Below are 17745 nucleotides of genomic sequence, written 5' to 3'. Positions count from 1 at the left end.
ACTAGCCCATATTTACACTAAGCCACTTTGCTCGGAAATTTTTATGTCATCGAATAACCAAGAAATCAATACACAATTACAACATGTCCGTATTGTCATGGTTAATACTACTTTGCCTGCCAATATTGGCAGTGCTTTACGTGCCATGAAAACCATGGGACTCAGCCGTTTAACCCTTGTTGCACCCAAAACATTCCCGCACCCAGACATTACCGCATTGGCCGCAGGGGCAACTGATTTACTTGAAAAAATAGAAGTTGTAGAGACCTTACAAGAGGCCATTGCAGACTGTCATATTGTCTTTGGCACCAGTGCCCGTAGTCGCACCATACCATGGCCATTGCTTGATGTTCGCCCCGCAGCAGAGCTCATTTCAAAACATATTTGTGAGCAACAACATGAGGTCGCTATCGTATTTGGCCGTGAAGACCGTGGTCTGACCAATGAAGAACTGGCACTTGCCAACTACCACCTCACCATTCCTGTAAATACAGATTATGGCGTACTTAACGTTGCTCAAGCCATTCAAATTATTTGTTATGAGCTACGCATGGCCACCGCAGCGACACAGACAACACAAGACGCTGACTCACAACACATGCCTGTGACAAACCAACAGCACATGCAGTGGGACGAGCCCTTAGTTACACAACAACAGATGCAAGAATTTTACCCACATATGGAAAAAATGCTTGCTGACATTGAGTTTTTCGACCCAAACAATCCACGACTATTACCCACACGACTCAAACGCTTATTTGGACGAATCCAACTTGACCGTATGGAATACAATTTACTGCGTGGTGTATTTAGCCGAGTACAAGCACTCAGTCAAGGTCAATGGAAAAAATCAGAACATACTCAAGTACAAGAGGATCAAATACCATGATTAAACAGCTCAAAGAAGATATTGCTGCTGTCTTTTCACGCGATCCTGCAGCAAGAAATACATTAGAAGTGCTATTAACCTATCCGGGCATACATGCCTTAGTGTTACACCGTGTTGCACATAAAATGTGGCAAAATAACTTTAAAACCAGTGCCCGCACACTCGCGTCATTTAGTCGTTTTGCCACGGGCATTGAAATCCACCCTGGAGCTAAAATCGGTCGCCGACTTTTTATTGACCACGGCATGGGCATTGTCATTGGTGAAACTGCTGAAATTGGGGATGATGTCACGCTATACCACGGCGTAACCCTAGGTGGCACCACGTGGAAACAAGGCAAACGTCACCCTACTTTAGAAGATGGTGTGATTGTTGGTGCAGGTGCAAAAATTTTAGGGCCTTTTACCGTTGGAAAAAATGCAAAAATCGGCTCAAATACTGTCATTTTAAAAGCAGTACCAACAGACACTACCGCTGTAGGAAGTCCTGCCCGCTATATTGTCAAAAATAAACAGCCTTCTGACACAGACCAACAACGTGAAGCTTATGCTAAAAGTATTGGCTTTCAAGCCTATGCCGCCTCACCAAATCAGTCTGACCCTATTTTAGAAGGCATGAATATATTGCTTGATCGGCTCAAACACAATGAAAAGCAAATGAGTCTGTTAAATGAGCGCTTAACTGCCCTTGACCCCAAATACGTTGCAACGACACCTCAAGATCAAATGACCCAAGAACAACTTGAAATTTTAGAAAAAATTAGACAAGTATGTAATGAACAAAAATCTACACCAAAGACTTAGCTTGGTTACATGCATTACATTGCACAGCTGTTTTCTTTTACATTAAACTGCGTCAATCAATGCATGATCTTCAACAATTACAATTGGAAAATCTTATGAAAGTAAAAACCCTTGCCATAACAGTAACAACAGCAGCAATACTTTCGGCATGCTCAAACATGGACACAGCAAAACACCCTGTAGCACCTACCGCAACAGTAGCCGCACCAACAGGACCAATTATATTTAAAGAACCTGACTTACCTGCACCATTTTATGTTTTAAATCCAGTAAATTATGATAAACCATCTGATTTTGAAGTGGACTTACAAAGAGCTGCTGCGCAACCTGTCACTAAAATGATTGCAACCAACCCGAAAGACCCAACCCAAACGCAAACTTTTGATGAAAACCATCTTATTATTCCAACCATAGACAGCAATAAAAACACCATTAAATTTTCACCTTTGGCGGGTCAAAATGAGTTAGATGTCACAGCAATAGATGACTTTTTACAACTCGTTGAAGGCCAAGCACGCCATTACCCACCTAAATTTACCAGTAAAATGGTTCGCCGTGGCTTTGAAAATAAGCTTAAACAAACCACTCAATTTTTAGATGGCTATGCAAGCAAAGACAATGCATCTTATGATGTACTCATAAGAGCATTTAAAGCCAGTATCATGGCACGTAATTTAGACTTAGGTGCTCAATACACCACCCTATCGCTAAAATACGGACAAAGACTGTTAAAAATGGTACCGAATGACCCTTTAGTTAATTTTTGGTTCGGTTTCAACCTATCTGAAGGCGGTGGTCAGCGTGAAGCCATTCCATATTTAGATAAAGCCATGAAAGGCGGCGTACAAGAGGCGTATTTATCTGCTGCTAATAATTACTTATATTTAGAGCAAAATAAAAATGCAATTACTGTTTTACGTAACTACAAAGTGAAATACCCACAAGAAACGCTAGTAACAGACCAACTGATTAAAGATATTCAAACACAAGGCCGAACCAACGTCTGGGAAAATCTAAACAACATGAAAAAAGGCAGTTATTAAACCCCTACCTCATCATGTGGTCAAATCATTGCCCTAGCTTTGCCTTGACCTATTCATGTAGAATTTGAGTATAAATTTAACTTTTTTAAGCCTTTATGCTCAAATTCCCACAAAAAGCAATTCCCCTATTGCTTACACTCACCAGTGCAATTGCACTTCATGGCTGTCAGGTCGTGAGTGTGAAACAACAAGCATTTAACGTGACCATCTCCAATGAAAGAGACAGTATTCTTACCCGTGACAAGATTAGTGAAGCCAGTTTAAATATCTTGTCTATGACAGGCCGTGAGGCCAAAATCTGTAGCAATGACCCGACATCATGCCTATCAGACATTGAGCAAATTCCACAGATTCCAAACGAACAGTTTTTCTCAACGGCAAGTGAATTGTATTTAGCCAAAGCGATGTCACTTGAAAAGTCTTCTGAGTGTAAATCTAAAATTACTCAAGATAAGGTACTATCAGCCAAACAAGAGGAAAAACTCAACGCTCAAAATAGCTGTATTCAACAAGAAATGCAGATGCTCGACCGCAGTATTCGCTATAGCTATGCTTATTTATTTAAGACTGAGCGTCACCCAGATCAACGAATTTTTGATAACCGCCAAGTACAGGTTCGTGACTTTTATAATCAGGCCATTGCGAAGCTGATTATGCTGTCATCGACCCAAAAACCTGCCAATACAGCCAACAGTGGCTTTAATGTTGCCAATAACCAATATATTATTGACTTCAGTCGCTTCCCCGAGCTTAAAGACCAAAAAATTGAAGACTTTATTTCAAGCTACAACTTAAACTTTTCAGGACTCCGCTCCATTAACCGCAGAGACGGTTTTGGCTCTGAATTTGTGACTGTGCTTGCCAAACCTAAAATGAGTGAAGAAAACAAATATATTTTAGACCCTCTGAACTATAAATTTAAAGATGGCGTCAACCCCAATATTCACTCACCAGAATACCTTGCAACCACTATTTCAATAGAACCTGCAGCCAATACCAGCCTTAAATCTTTACTCAGCAATGCACCTTTATATATTAAAGTCACCGACCCCTATCAATTTGATCAACTTCAAGTTGAAGGCAAAGCCTATCCACTTGCAGCAAACTTCTCTGCACCCTATGGCCTATGGTTAGCAAGTACTAATTTAGGTAAAGCAGCATACTTGTCACTGATTGATCGTGATCAGCAACTGACAATGCCTCATTTGTATATGTTAGAGCCTTATAACCCAAATAAAAAAGTGATTGTATTGGTACACGGTTTAGCCAGTAGCCCCGAGGCATGGATTCGATTAACCAATGATATTATGGGAGATGCTGTATTACGTGAGCATTATCAAGTATGGCAAGTTTTTTACTCAACCAATATGCCTATGCTTGAAAGTCGTTACCAAATTTATGCGATTACCCAACAAGCATTTGGTCAATTGGATCCTAAGGCCCCTGCGGCACAAAATGCAGTACTGATTGGACACAGTATGGGTGGCGTGATATCTCGCCTTTTGGTTAGTAATGCTGATATTAGCAAACAAGCCTTTAAAATTTTTAAACAAAGACAACTCGCTCAGCCCAAAAACATACCATTTATTGTTGATCGCTTAAAAATGAAGTCGATTAATAATTTTGATCGAGCTGTTTTTTTAGCTTCACCGCATCGAGGAACAGCATATGCAGATTTATGGTTTACTCGCGTAGCACGTAAAGTGATTCGTTTACCTGGTGCTTTTTTAGGTGCAGTCGCTGACTCATTACAAGGTGATATTGATCCTAAAGATTTTGTCAAACATATAGATAATGGCCTCATACAAAATGGCCCAAGCGACTTAAGCTATAAATCAAAATTTATGGAGCTCACTCAAGGCATTATGCCAAAAGCCAAACTACCATATCATTCAGTCATGGGAAATAGCACCAATAGTACAGATCCTAACATCATGACAGATGGGATTGTGCCATATAAAAGCGCACATTTAGATGGTGCTGTTTCTGAAAAAGTCATCCAAGGTGGGCACTCTATACAAGAAACACCTGAGGCAGTGCTTGAGCTTAGGCGAATTTTACGACAGCATTTAATTGAACATGGCTTGTATCAAGTAAAAAAGCCTTAGTTTTATTTACTACATGTACTACTATTAAAAAAGCTAAGCATTTTGCTTAGCTTTTTATATTCAAGCAAAAAGATAAGCTCGCTGTAGCCTTGTATTTACCATTCAAACAACTTTTGATGTATAGCTAAATAAAACTATCTAACTCCTTACACAGTAAATAATACTGCATTACTCTTATTGATATGTAGTTTCATGCTAAAACTATAATTTTTATAATTTAAATCATACACTTACTAATATCATCGGTTTTTATTTTTTATCTCTCCCAATAAGTATTCCTCAGCATTAGCCAGTCATTTTCAACCACTTATAAAAAGATCAAGCGAAAAAATATTTAAATCATCGCTAAAATCATAGATACTACTCAACAGAGCCTCATATCTAATACTTAATATGCTTGATGATTTTTACTACTTTGCCATGGTTGTAGAACATGGTGGATTTAGTGCTGCAGAACGTGCAACAGACATTCCAAAATCTAAACTCAGTCGCCGAGTCTATGCACTTGAAGAGCATTTAGGTGTACGTTTAATTCAACGTAACTCTAGACAATTTTCAGTGACCGACATTGGGCAAAACGTTTATAGACATGCCCAAGAAATGACTAGCGCAGCACAAGCTGCACATGATCTGATCAACCACTTGAGTATGCAACCTCGTGGTGTTGTTCGAATAGGCGTTCCCGTATCTGTTGCACAAAATCAACTTCCTCAAATCCTTCCCGATTTCTTACAACAGTATCCTGAAGTAAAAATTCAAATGATCGTCAGTAACCGCCGTGTAGATTTAATGAATGAAAATGTCGATCTAGCACTTCGAGTACGCACACAAATTGATGATGATCCGAACCTGATTGTCCGATCACTTAGACAAGAAACACAACACCTATTTGCAAGCCAAGCTTACCTCAACCAATATGGCACGCCTAAGTCTCCACAAGACTTGAGCAAACACCATTTTTTAAGCATGTCTGAAGAGTTTACAGAACAAACACTCACTTTAAGCCACCATCAACAAGCCAATGTAAAAGTACAGCTTAAACCCACCATTATGGGGTCTGATCTCAATTTACTTAAAGCTTTAGCAATAAAAAATCAAGGCATTGCTCTACTACCAGACACCATTGTTTGTGATGAAATTAATCAAAAACAACTTCACTATGTGTTACCCGAGTGGAACGTACCGCATGGTATTTTACATTTAGTCTACCCATCACGCCGAGGTATACTTCCTGCTGTACGGGTCTTAATTGACTATCTTGTAGAGCATTTAAAGTAATTGATATACATACACATGTAACATCATATATCTTTTGTTAAATACAAAATACAGCAGATAAAACGTATAACCTACTGATATATTTTTATTTTTAATCAAAAAACAATTTATACAGATGAAGATACATTGTCATACAAGCCTCTCAAACCGTTACATAGCGGTTTTTTTTCTTCATTATTTATAGAAAATCTTTTGTTAATGTTCTCTCCAACGTCATAAAGACACGAGAACTTTAGAATGAAACCTTTAACAAAACGCTTACTCACTGTTGGATTAATTGCATCAACAACATTTACAAGTATTGCTGCTTTTGCGGGCCCAAATGACCCACAACGTGGCCCAGATGACTTCTCAGATCGTCAACCCAACCAACAAAGACATAGTCCCAATGGACCACAACCTCAATTTCAACAACGTGATCGTGGCCCAGATCGTCCTCATCAACAAGGGCCATATTATGCTCAACAGGGACCACGAGGAGAAAATCCACAATGGCGTAAAGGCCAATACATACCAAAACAATACCGATCATCACACTACTATGTCAATGATTGGAGACGTCAACAGTTACCAACACCACCTCGTGGCCACCGTTGGCTAAATGTGAATGGTGACTATATTTTAGTAGCGGTCGCTACAGGCGTGATTAGCTCAATCTTACTACACCAACACTAAAACCAACCTAACTCTATTTTAAAAATAGCCATTGATTTTAAAAGCCTAAAGGCTTCTTTTAAAGTGAAATAATCCAACTTGATGCAAGCGGTCGGTCATATACGCTCATGACCGCCCATCAAAGTATTGAATCAATTTACCCACCTCAAAAGAAATGACTTACTCAGAGATTTAAATTAATTAAAAATATCGAGCTGTGGTGATGGCTGACTGTATTTTATTTTTGGTACATGAGAGCATTCAAATGCTTCTACATCAAAGCCTTGCACAAATGAAGCAATGTTAGGGCTTTTGAAGGTCAGCCACTCATCTAACCGATGTTTAGGAATGACAATCACCGAACGTTTCACATTACCTGGTTCATGAAACTTACTCATCATCGGATGATCTATCGCATCCATGGTCAACATGGTTGCTGAGCGAATAATATCATTGTTTATCTTACAAATTTCATAAAGTGCTGCAATATAAAATGCTTCACCATCTTTACGGCGAACACCCCAACGCTGTGGTTGCCCTGCAACATATTTACTTTCGTAGAACTCTGTCACAGCAAATACACCAAATTTGTATTTATGCAAAGCATTTTGAAAACTAGGTTTATCCCATAAAGTTTCTTGGCGAGCATTATACGTTTTCTTAGCAATCTCCAGCTCAGTTGCCCACTTTGGTACTAGCCCAAAAACAACTTCCCTCCACTCTTTGCCATGTTCTGAGCAAAAGAGTAATGGAAACCGCCCCATAGGAAAAACTTCCTTTACATAGTCAAAAGTAATTTCTGGTAAGTTTAATTGTTGCTGTTGACTGAGCGTCAAGGGTCTAAAATTTGCACACATAATCATTGATTAAATAAACTTACTGTTATTTTAACCTGTTTTATCATGACTGAGTATTCTTACATACGTGTTTTTTTAGATACAAAAGATAGAAAAATCCTATATTTAATATAAAAAACCCTAAATATAGACGATATTTAGGGTGTAATAGAAGATTAGACTAGATTAGCTTGCAACATAACCTTTTAGCTTTAAACGAGCAGCGTGTAACAGTGGTTCGGTATACCCCGAAGGCTGAACCTCTCCTTTAAAAATCAAGTCAGATGCCGCTTGGAATGCAATATTATTGGCTAAGTTTTCAGACATCGCTTTATATTTTGGATCATGTGCATTTTGCTGATCTACAATTTGAGCCATACGCTTTAATGTTTCACGGACTTGCTCTGCAGTCACAATACCATGATGCAACCAGTTGGCAATATGCTGTGAAGAAATACGTAACGTTGCTCGATCTTCCATCAAGCCCACATTGTGAATGTCTGGCACTTTAGAGCACCCCATACCCAAGTCAACCCAGCGTACTACGTACCCTAAAATACCTTGGCAATTGTTCTCAAGCTCTTGATTAATCTGTTCAGCTGTCCAATTTACCTGTTCCGCTAAAGGTGGTGTGAGTAAATCATCTAAACTAAGCATCTCTTGTTTTGCAAGCTCATCTTGTCTTTCAGACACACTAGATTGATGGTAATGTATGGCATGAATCACTGCACCCGATGGTGAAGGCACCCAAGCACAAGAAGCACCCGCTTGTGGATGTTCTATTTTACTTTCATACATTTCAAAGAGCTGATCTGGCTTAGGCCACATGCCTTTACCAATCTGGGCTTTACCTTGTAAACCACAGGCTAAGCCAATTGCAACATTACGGTTTTCATAGGCAGCAAACCATTTTTGCTGTTTAATATCTGCCTTTCTGACCATTGGCCCTGCTACCATAAAGGTATGAATTTCATCACCTGTACGATCCATAAACCCTGTATTAATAAAAATGACGCGGTCTTTAGCCTGAGCAATACATGCCTTTAAATTTACAGAGGTACGACGCTCTTCATCCATAATACCTATTTTCAGGCTTTTGGGTGGTAATCCGATCAATTGCTCAGCTTGCTCAAATAATTCAACAGCAAATTTTACTTCATCAGGACCATGCATTTTAGGTTTCACAATATACATAGACCCTGTACGAGAGTTTCTTAGCGTATTTTGACCTAAAATATCAACCTTGCTTAACATTGGTGTAATAAGAATATCTAAAATGCCTTCAAAAATTTCCTCACCATGAACTAAAATGGCTGGGTTTGTCATTAAGTGCCCCACATTACGTAGAAGCATGACTGAACGGCCATGTAGGTTTACAGTTTCACCATTAATCGTTTGATAAGAGCGGTCAGCATTTAGGGTTCGCTCTAGGACTTGACCATTTTTTTCAAAACGATCTTTCAGTGTACCCTGCATTAAGCCAAGCCAATTACGATAGCCCTCTACTTTTTCTTCGGCATCCACTGCTGCAACAGAGTCTTCTAAATCTTGAATGGTGGTCACAGCAGACTCTAAAATCATATCTTTGATATGTGCTTTATCTGTCTGACCAATAAAATGGTTCACATCAAATTGTATAATGACATGCAGTTGATGACGCTTAAATACTAATTCAGTAAGTGCTGATGATTCCCCATTAAAGCCTACACATTGTGAATCATCTGCAAGTGTAGTGATTTGACCGTCTTCTAGCACAACAACCAACTGCTTATTTTCAAAATGATACTTTACAGCATCTGCATGTGAGCCTACTTTTAAAGCAAAATTTTCATCTAAAAATTGCTTTGCAAACGCAATCACTTTTTGACCACGCACAGGATTATATTGTGCTGTTTTGGTTGCACCATCTTGCTCAGAAATGACATTAAAACCATACAAAGCATCATACAATGAGCCCCAACGTGCATTGGCAGCATTTAAACTATAACGTGCATTACGTACAGGAACGACCAATTGAGGGCCTGCAATAGTAGAAATTTCAGCATCTACAGGGGCAGTTTCAATAGAAAAATCAGCAACTTCAGGTAATAAGTAACCAATTTCATAGAGAAATTCTTTATATTTTTCTAACTCAAATACATTATTTGTATGCCATTTGGTCAGTGCAGATTGGAAATCTTGACGTTTTTGCAAAAGTTGCTTATTTTTACCTGTAAACGCCTTTACAATACGTTCGAACTCGGTCCAATAACTCGTACTATTTAAACCTGCAATTGGCAGTGCTTCTTTTTCCATAAAATCAAAAAGGATTTGGTCTATTGCCAAATCACCAATCTGTACACGTTGCGTCATTTTCTTTCCTAATCTGATCTATTCTTGAATACACTAAGCTGTATTGTTGTATTATCAATACATTACGTGATCTTGTTAAAAATCGCAGTACGCATTTAGTCTAGCTATTGCAAAGCAAAAACCACACCAGATTAGCTAAAAATCAACCCAAGCGATGCCCTTTGTTTAAATACTCATCAGACTGCATCTCTAATAGTCTAGAACGTGTTCGCTCAATTTCGAACGCTAACTTCTCTCCCTGATATAACTCTAAAATAGGTACTTGTGATGTTAAAATTAGCGTCACACCACGGTCGTAAAATTCATCAACCAGATAAATAAACCGTCGTGTACCATCAGCCAATTGATCCGTCAAATTCGGTATTTCACTCACAAAAACGGTAGGATACCTATTCGCTATTTCAATAAAATCACTTGGGCTTCGTGGTTTTAAACATAGTTCATTAAAATGACACCATAGGGTATTTTCTGTATGTGCCAAGGTTAGAACTTCACGATGATTAATCTCAATCGCTGTATGTTCTACCGTGTCTACTCCAACGGCATCATTAAACCGTGCTTGTACCCACTCTGCGGTATGTTCATTTAAAGGACTCTGAAATAGGCCCGCTTGATGTAACTCACGCAACCTATAATCCACACCCGCATCTACATTTAAAATATGACAATGCTGTTTTAACAACGCAATCGTTGGTAAAAACCGATCTCTATGCAGGCCATCTTTATATAAACCATCAGGTGCAATATTTGACGTTGCGACCAAACTCACGCCTCTTTGAAAGAGCTTTTGGAATAAATCACTCAGAATCATTGCATCTGGCACACTAGATACAAAAAACTCATCGAAACAAATCACTTGTGCTTGCTCAAAAATATGATCTGCGACAGCATCTAAAGGGTTTTGTTGTCCGACCCGTTCATGAAGTTGCTGATGCACATACTGCATAAAGTGGTGGAAGTGTAAACGCATTTTACGCTCTAAAGGCAATGCTTCAAAAAACAAGTCCATCAACCATGTCTTACCACGGCCAACGCCACCCCACATATATACACCTTGTGGACTTTGCTTTTTACGCAAAAATGAAAAAATGCTTTTTGATGCTTTTGCTTCAGCTAACAACTGTTGCCACAATAAATCTAAAGCATCTACTGCTTTTTTTTGTGCAGTATCTGGGGTCAACTGCCCTAGATCTATGGCTTTTTGATAAATAACGAGTGGTGAGTGCTGATCCATAATAAAAAGCATCTAACAAATAATATGAAGCATAGCAAAAATTCGACTTAGACTATATCTGTTTTAGAAGATGTAAATATGCTGTTTTGTAGTAGTCAATGATTTTAATGAAGTTTCACTATACATAAAAAAACCCATATCATTATGGGTTTTTTAGCTCAAAATATGCTTACGTGATTGATTGTATAATTTGTTGTAATGTTTCACGAGGATGAGCAGATTTAGTAATTGGTCGACCAATCACTAAATGTGTTGCACCCGCTTCTATCGCTTGCGGTGGAGTCACAATTCGTTTTTGGTCATCACTACTACTACCCTCAGGTCGAATACCTGGCGTTACTAAACTAAAGTCAGATCCAAGTTCTGCACGTAAAAAGGCAGCCTCTTGAGCTGAACAGACAATACCATCTAAACCTGAATCTTTCGTTAAGCGTGCTAAACGACGTACATGATCTACAGGATTAACATCTAAACCAATATCTTTTAAGTCTTCTTGTGCCATAGATGTCAGTACAGTCACTGCAATCAGTTGTGTTTGATAATTCCCTGCACGTAACCGCTCTACACAGGTCTCCATCATTTTTCGCCCACCTGATGCGTGTACATTCACCATCCACACACCAAGGTCTGCCGCCGCACATACAGCTTGTGCAGTCGTATTTGGAATATCATGGAACTTTAAATCTAAAAACACGTCAAACCCGAGTTGATGTAAAGCTTTTACCACATCAGGTCCTTCATGAGTAAAAAGCTCTTTACCTACTTTTACTCGACAAAGTGCAGGATCGAGCTGGTCAGCAAGCTGTAAAGCTTCTTTTTTACTTTTCGAATCTAAAGCAACAATAATACTCAAGGTATAACCTCAACAAATAACAAATCAAAGCCCATTATAATGGGCTTTGATTGTTTGAGTTAATATCTAAAACAGTTTTTTCATGTCTTGTATTTGCAGCTGCTTCTTTGGCAGCCAATTGAGCTACTTCAACTTGCTCTTTTCTTAAACGCTCAATTTCTTTATTTAAACGCTTAATTTCCCAACGTGTTTGAAATACTTTAAATACTTGTACGCCAATCAGTAAACCTAATACAACGCCTATCGCTAATGTAATTAGAATCAGTAAACCTACTCGCATTTCTGGTACTGTTGCAAACCATAAGTTCACAGAGACTTCTGTACCATTAAATAAAACCAATGCCAGAGAGTATACAAAGACTAAAATAAGTAAAATTAATAAGATAAAACGCATAATATCACCATATAAAATGTAGTTTTAATTATTTCACTTGCTCATTTACAGCATCACGCAGTGCTTTACCTGGTTTAAAATGCGGTACCGATTTGGCTGCAACTTCAACAGATTTTCCTGTTTTAGGGTTACGTCCCACTCGAGGATCACGGTGATGTAACGCGAAGCTACCAAAACCACGAATTTCAATACGATCATCTGCCGACAGCGTATCAATCATTTGATCAATCATGATTCTTACTGCTTCTTCGACCAATGGTTCAGCCAAATGTGGATTTTTCAGAGCAATACGCTCTATTAAATCTGATTTATTGAGTGCTTCTTTAGTCATTTAACGACCTCATTGATTTTTAGCGACTTTTATTTGTTCGTTATCAAATAATAACTTGTTTAAATACAAAACGGTAGTGCAGTAAGTCAATACTACACTACCGTTAACAGTAATTAAATATAAAGCATCAATTAGTTACACTAATTTTTTACTTTTATTCTTACTTTTGTTGCTGTGCTTTAATCAAGTCACCAATGGTTTTAGGACCATTGTCTTGAGCAGCAGGCGCTGCTTGACGTAAGTTTGCAACAGCTTCACGCTCTTCAGCTTCGTCTTTCGCTTTGATAGACAAGTTGATTGTACGTGACTTACGGTCAACGTTGATGATTTTCGCATCAATTTCTTGACCAACTTCTAAGAATTTAGTCGCATCTTCAACGCGATCACGGTTGATTTCAGACGCTTTCAATTGTGCTTCAACTTCGTCAGCAAGTTTTACAGTTGCAGCTTTAGCATCAACAGCAATCACAGTACCTTTAACTAAAGCACCACGTTCGTTTGTCGCTAGGAAGTCATTAAACGGATCGTTGTTTAATTGCTTGATACCCAAGCTAATACGGTTGCCTTCAGCATCTACAGACAAGATAACTGCTTCAACAGTGTCACCTTTCTTGTAACGACGGATTGCTTCTTCACCTTGCTCATTCCAAGAAATATCAGACAAGTGAACTAGACCATCGATACCGCCTGGTAAACCGATGAAGATACCAAAGTCAGTGATTGATTTAATCGTACCTGAAACTTTTTCGCCTTTGTCATGGTTTTTAGAAAACTCTTCCCATGGGTTAGCACGAGTTTGTTTAATACCAAGAGAAATACGACGACGTTCTTCATCAACTTCAAGAACCATAACATCAACTTCATCACCAATCTGAACAACTTTAGATGGGTGGATGTTTTTGTTTGTGTGATCCATTTCAGAAACGTGAACAAGACCTTCAACGCCTTCAGCGATTTCAGCGAAACAACCGTAGTCTGTAAGGTTAGTTACACGTGCTTTCACGATAGAACCTTTAGGGTAACGGTTCATGATCGCTAACCAAGGATCTTCGCCAAGTTGTTTAAGACCTAGAGAAACACGGTTACGATCGCGATCAAACTTAAGGACTTTAACAGTGACTTCTTGACCAACTTCTACAACTTCTGAAGGGTGCTTAATACGCTTCCAAGCCATATCTGTGATATGTAGAAGACCATCAATACCACCTAGGTCAACAAATGCGCCGTAGTCTGTAAGGTTCTTAATTGTACCTGTAACAGTTTGGCCTTCTTCAAGTTGAGCAAGTAGCGCTTCACGGTCAGCTGAAGATTCAGCTTCCATTACTGCACGACGAGATACAACAACGTTGTTACGTTTCGCATCAAGTTTGATGACTTTAAACTCTAACTCTTTACCTTCAAGGTGAGTCGTATCACGGATTGGACGAGTGTCTACTAAAGAACCTGGTAAGAATGCACGTACAGGACCGATGTCAACAGTGAAACCGCCTTTAACTTTACCAGAAATAAGACCAGTAACAATTTCGCCGTCTTCAAAGATTTTTTCAAGTTTAGTCCACGTTTCAGCACGTTTTGCTTTTTCACGTGAAAGAACTGTTTGACCCATACCGTTGTCAAGTGCTTCAACAACAACATCAACAGTGTCGCCAACTTGAACTTCTAGCTCACGTTGGTCGTTTAAGAATTCTGCACGGTCAACAACGCCTTCAGATTTAAGGCCAGTGTCAACAGTTACCCAGTCAGCATCGATGTTTACAACAACACCTTGGATGACTGCACCCTTTTCAACATTAAGATTTAATTCGCTTGCTTCAAAGAGGGCTGCAAAAGATTCGGTCATGATATACCTGATATGTTCAGCGGTCTTGGATCAGTCAAGGCCTGTTTAGTTACGTCTATACGTTGTCTACTTTAGAACTGATCGAGCAACATATAAACAAAAAAATAAGTTAAATCAACTTTGTATCGATATAAGCACACATCTGATTAAACACAGTATCGATAGACAAATGAGAACTATCTATAATGATTGCATCAGTCGCAGGCTTTAACGGAGCAACTTCTCGCTCCATGTCTCTGCGGTCGCGCTCTTCGATGTTGATTAAAATGGCGCTCAGTTTAGCATCAACCCCCATAGCCTGCAACTGCTTGTATCTTCTTTCTGCACGAGATGTTACAGATGCCGTCAGATAAATTTTTGCTTGTGCTTGTGGGAATACCACTGTACCCATATCACGGCCATCTGCCACTAAACCTTGCAATGTTGCAAATTGGCGTTGACGCGCCAATAAAGCATCTCTAAGTGGTGCAACAGCGGCAACTTTTGAGGCAAACTGTCCGACGTCTTCTTGACGAATCTGCTTCGATACATCTTGACCATTTAAATACGTCAAAATGCCTGCATTTGAAGGGATAAATTCAATATCTAAATGGGTTGCAACGTGTACAGCTTCTGCAATATTTCCATTGAGCGTATTGAGCAAGCCTTGCTCAGCCAAGCTTAAACCAAGTAATCGATAAATTGCACCTGAGTCTAATAACTGAAATTGATAATGCTGTGCCAACTTCGTTGCAAGTGTTCCCTTACCTGAGCCACTTGGCCCATCAATCGTAATAATATTCATAGATTTGCCTTTATTTTAGTGCTTTTTTTGCCAGTCGCCGTTGTTTAAAAAATTGACTGAGCTGAGTTGCACACTCATCTGCCATACACCCTGAATCGACTTCAAAACGGTGGTTATAGTAGCCATCTTCAAGCAAACGCCTTGCACTGACCAACGACCCAGATTTGTTTTCAGGAGTCGCAAAAATGACTTTATGAATTCGGGCATGTATTAATGCCCCAACACACATGGTACATGGCTCTAACGTCACATATAAAGTGGCATCTTCAGGCAGTCGATAGTTATTTATCGCTAAACAAGCATGCCGAATAGCCACAATTTCTGCATGTGCTGTGGGGTCACAACGAGATATAGGAGCGTTTGAGCCTAAACCAATGACTTGGTTTTCACTCACAATCACTGCACCCACAGGAACTTCTTGTTGCAGAGCGGCCTGTTCTGCTTGTTCAAAGGCCAACCGCATCCATTTAAAGTCCTGTGCTGTAAATGATGCGGATTGATCATTTAATGCAGTCATATTCTCTCAATGATGTCGTAATCTCTGAGTAAGTCATTCCAACTTTCTATGGTTGTAATGGGTACTTGCTCACTAAAAATACTTTTCAAACTACGGTTTTCTGATGTTTGCCACTTTGGTGATAAATCCTTATCAATCAACCTTGCACGTACACCTTCTACAAAATCAACATGGTTAATTTTCCAAGTAGAAATTTGTTGTTCTAACTCAAAGGTATCCGCCCAACTATGGCCAAATTTACCCCATTGCCAAAGTAACCACGTCAGTGCAGCTGTCACCAGCGAGCCTTCTTTTAAGCTTTCACCTGCTTGGCGTAACCAGTCACTATGTGCTTCACTGAGCTGACAAATGGCATCATAGTCTTGTTCAAAGCTCAGTCCATTACATACGGTATGAATCGCATCTAGTGCTGTTTGCAGTGGGCCTACGCTTACGGGTCTATGTAGACTATGAAGTACATCATCAAGTGCTCTAAATGTACCCGCAGGGTAATCTTGCCAAGCAATTTGTAGTAATCTATTAAATACAAGCTCTTTCTTCATGGCACAAATATGTGTTGCCCAACCAATAGCATATGCACCAGAGGCAGTCATCATCGTACCCGTTAAGCCCAGAAATAAGCCAATGCGTCCACGGTCTGCCAAAAAGCGAGTTGCACCTACATCTGGGTATAAACCAATATTAATTTCAGGCATGGCTAAGCGTGATGCAGGGGTCACTAAACGAAAAGGGGCCGCCATAAACAAGCCTAAGCCACCACCCATCACATAGCCCCCACCCCAGACAACGATCGGTTTGGCGTAATAATGTAGAAGGAGATCAAGCTGATACTCTTGTTTGAAGAACTCCGTGGCCTTATCTTGCTCACCATCAATGACTTGTTGGCGTAGTTTTCTTACATCGCCACCTGCACAGAATGCTTTTGGTGTACTTGAGTCAAACCAAATGGCTTTAACCGTATTGTCTTCTGCAATTTGTTTAAATAAGGAAATGAGTGCTTTGACCAAGTTTAAGTCTAATGCATGCAAAGCGTTTGGTCTGTCAAGCTGTATATTAATCCAACCATTTGGATAAGACTTTACATTCACATCTGGGTGATAGTCACTGTATGTTGTCATGGATTTAACTGCCAGTTTATTTCAGCAATATGGTGTGCTTTTAAATAATCATTCGTTTTAGAAAATGCTTTACAACCGAAAAAACCACCGCGGTTGGCTGCAAGTGGTGATGGATGAGCCGCTGTCAGTACAAGATGCTTTTCCCGATCAACACGTTGCCCTTTACGTTGTGCATATGCTCCCCACAAAATAAATACAACATTTGATGTATGTTCATTAATGACATCTATCACATGGTCTGTAAAATCTTCCCAACCTTGTTTTTGGTGTGATGTCGGTTGCCCTGCTTCAACCGTCAGTACGCTATTTAAAAGTAATACCCCTTGGTGTGCCCATGATGTCAAGTCACCATGCGGACTTGGGCTAATTGCTAAATCTGTAGATAGCTCATGAAACATATTACGCAACGATGGAGGTATAGGCATACCTTTTTGCACGGAAAAGCTGAGGCCATGTGCTTGATTCGGACCGTGATATGGGTCTTGCCCTAAAATCACCACTTTTACCTGATGAAGCGGTGTAAGTTGAAAGGCATTAAAAATAAGTGCGCTTGGTGGATAAACCACTTTACCCGCTTGTTTTTGCTCAAGTAAAAAACCTCTAAGATGGTCCATTTTAGGACTCAACAAAAAATCTTGAAGTTTATCTTTCCAGCTACTATCAAGCTGCACTCGGTCAAGTTTCTGTTGTTGTATTTCGTTTAATTGCATT

The 17745-nt window shown here is 39.4% G+C and carries 17 protein-coding genes; 6 read left to right on the top strand and 11 right to left on the bottom strand.

The features are described from left to right. The first annotated feature begins 43 nt into the window (after nucleotides 1–43). From I2F31_RS05355 to I2F31_RS05330, 6 genes are all read left to right on the top strand, one after another. Complete coding sequence (locus tag I2F31_RS05355) at nucleotides 44–889, top strand: RNA methyltransferase (protein WP_195768491.1); 846 nt, start codon at nucleotides 44–46, stop codon at nucleotides 887–889. Then, nucleotides 886–1692 carry a serine O-acetyltransferase gene (gene cysE, locus I2F31_RS05350; protein ID WP_195768490.1) on the top strand — a complete coding sequence of 269 codons (807 nt, stop codon included), beginning with the start codon at nucleotides 886–888 and terminating at the stop codon, nucleotides 1690–1692. Before I2F31_RS05355 ends, cysE begins: the two co-directional genes overlap by 4 nt. Before the next feature lie 95 nt (nucleotides 1693–1787). Then, on the top strand, nucleotides 1788–2735 hold the full coding sequence (locus I2F31_RS05345) for an ABUW_2363 family tetratricopeptide repeat lipoprotein (protein WP_195773546.1): 948 nt from the start codon (nucleotides 1788–1790) through the stop codon (nucleotides 2733–2735). Nucleotides 2736–2830: 95 nt separating this feature from the next. Beyond that, nucleotides 2831–4843 (top strand): esterase/lipase family protein, encoded by a 2013-nt coding sequence (locus I2F31_RS05340; RefSeq protein ID WP_195768488.1) that lies wholly within the window; start codon nucleotides 2831–2833, stop codon nucleotides 4841–4843. Between the two features lie 384 nt (nucleotides 4844–5227). After that, nucleotides 5228–6121 carry a LysR substrate-binding domain-containing protein gene (locus I2F31_RS05335; RefSeq protein WP_195768552.1) on the top strand — a complete coding sequence of 298 codons (894 nt, stop codon included), beginning with the start codon at nucleotides 5228–5230 and terminating at the stop codon, nucleotides 6119–6121. Between the two features lie 237 nt (nucleotides 6122–6358). Further along, entirely contained in the window at nucleotides 6359–6796 is a 438-nt protein-coding gene (locus I2F31_RS05330) for an RcnB family protein (RefSeq protein ID WP_195768487.1), read from the top strand. Nucleotides 6797–6972: 176 nt separating this feature from the next. On the opposite strand, the gene I2F31_RS05325 is transcribed toward I2F31_RS05330, so the two are convergent. From I2F31_RS05325 to ung, 11 genes are all read right to left on the bottom strand, one after another. Continuing rightward, nucleotides 6973–7632, bottom strand: coding sequence for an SOS response-associated peptidase family protein (locus I2F31_RS05325; protein WP_195768551.1), 660 nt, complete (start codon nucleotides 7630–7632; stop codon nucleotides 6973–6975). 165 nt (nucleotides 7633–7797) lie between these two features. Next, nucleotides 7798–9963 carry a malate synthase G gene (locus tag I2F31_RS05320; RefSeq protein WP_195773545.1) on the bottom strand — a complete coding sequence of 722 codons (2166 nt, stop codon included), beginning with the start codon at nucleotides 9961–9963 and terminating at the stop codon, nucleotides 7798–7800. Nucleotides 9964–10105: 142 nt separating this feature from the next. Next, nucleotides 10106–11197 carry a cell division protein ZapE gene (gene zapE, locus I2F31_RS05315; RefSeq protein WP_228285072.1) on the bottom strand — a complete coding sequence of 364 codons (1092 nt, stop codon included), beginning with the start codon at nucleotides 11195–11197 and terminating at the stop codon, nucleotides 10106–10108. A gap of 169 nt (nucleotides 11198–11366) precedes the next feature. Next, complete coding sequence (pyrF, locus tag I2F31_RS05310; RefSeq protein ID WP_195768484.1) at nucleotides 11367–12050, bottom strand: orotidine-5'-phosphate decarboxylase; 684 nt, start codon at nucleotides 12048–12050, stop codon at nucleotides 11367–11369. Between the two features lie 34 nt (nucleotides 12051–12084). Then, the gene (locus I2F31_RS05305; RefSeq protein ID WP_195768483.1) at nucleotides 12085–12444 is read right to left on the bottom strand and encodes a LapA family protein; all 360 of its coding nucleotides are present in this window, start codon (nucleotides 12442–12444) and stop codon (nucleotides 12085–12087) included. Between the two features lie 28 nt (nucleotides 12445–12472). Continuing rightward, nucleotides 12473–12775: an integration host factor subunit beta gene (locus tag I2F31_RS05300; protein WP_195768482.1), complete on the bottom strand. Its 303-nt coding sequence runs from the start codon at nucleotides 12773–12775 to the stop codon at nucleotides 12473–12475. A gap of 160 nt (nucleotides 12776–12935) precedes the next feature. Then, nucleotides 12936–14615 (bottom strand): 30S ribosomal protein S1, encoded by a 1680-nt coding sequence (gene rpsA / locus I2F31_RS05295; RefSeq protein WP_195768481.1) that lies wholly within the window; start codon nucleotides 14613–14615, stop codon nucleotides 12936–12938. Nucleotides 14616–14724: 109 nt separating this feature from the next. Further along, the gene (gene cmk, locus I2F31_RS05290; protein ID WP_195768480.1) at nucleotides 14725–15399 is read right to left on the bottom strand and encodes a (d)CMP kinase; all 675 of its coding nucleotides are present in this window, start codon (nucleotides 15397–15399) and stop codon (nucleotides 14725–14727) included. A 10-nt stretch (nucleotides 15400–15409) separates the two neighbouring features. Next, a complete protein-coding gene (gene tadA, locus I2F31_RS05285; RefSeq protein ID WP_195768479.1) occupies nucleotides 15410–15916 on the bottom strand; it encodes a tRNA adenosine(34) deaminase TadA in 507 nt (168 codons plus the stop codon). Continuing rightward, a complete protein-coding gene (locus I2F31_RS05280) occupies nucleotides 15913–17034 on the bottom strand; it encodes an enoyl-CoA hydratase/isomerase family protein (protein ID WP_195773544.1) in 1122 nt (373 codons plus the stop codon). Before I2F31_RS05280 ends, tadA begins: the two co-directional genes overlap by 4 nt. Then, nucleotides 17031–17744, bottom strand: coding sequence for a uracil-DNA glycosylase (gene ung / locus I2F31_RS05275; RefSeq protein ID WP_195768477.1), 714 nt, complete (start codon nucleotides 17742–17744; stop codon nucleotides 17031–17033). The genes I2F31_RS05280 and ung overlap by 4 nt, the downstream gene beginning before the upstream one ends. Nucleotide 17745: the final 1 nt, after the last annotated feature.

Source organism: Acinetobacter rathckeae (assembly GCF_015627125.1).
Classification (GTDB): domain Bacteria; phylum Pseudomonadota; class Gammaproteobacteria; order Pseudomonadales; family Moraxellaceae; genus Acinetobacter; species Acinetobacter rathckeae.
The sequence above is the reverse complement of the archived record's forward strand: the minus strand, read 5'-3'. Positions and strand labels throughout refer to the sequence as shown.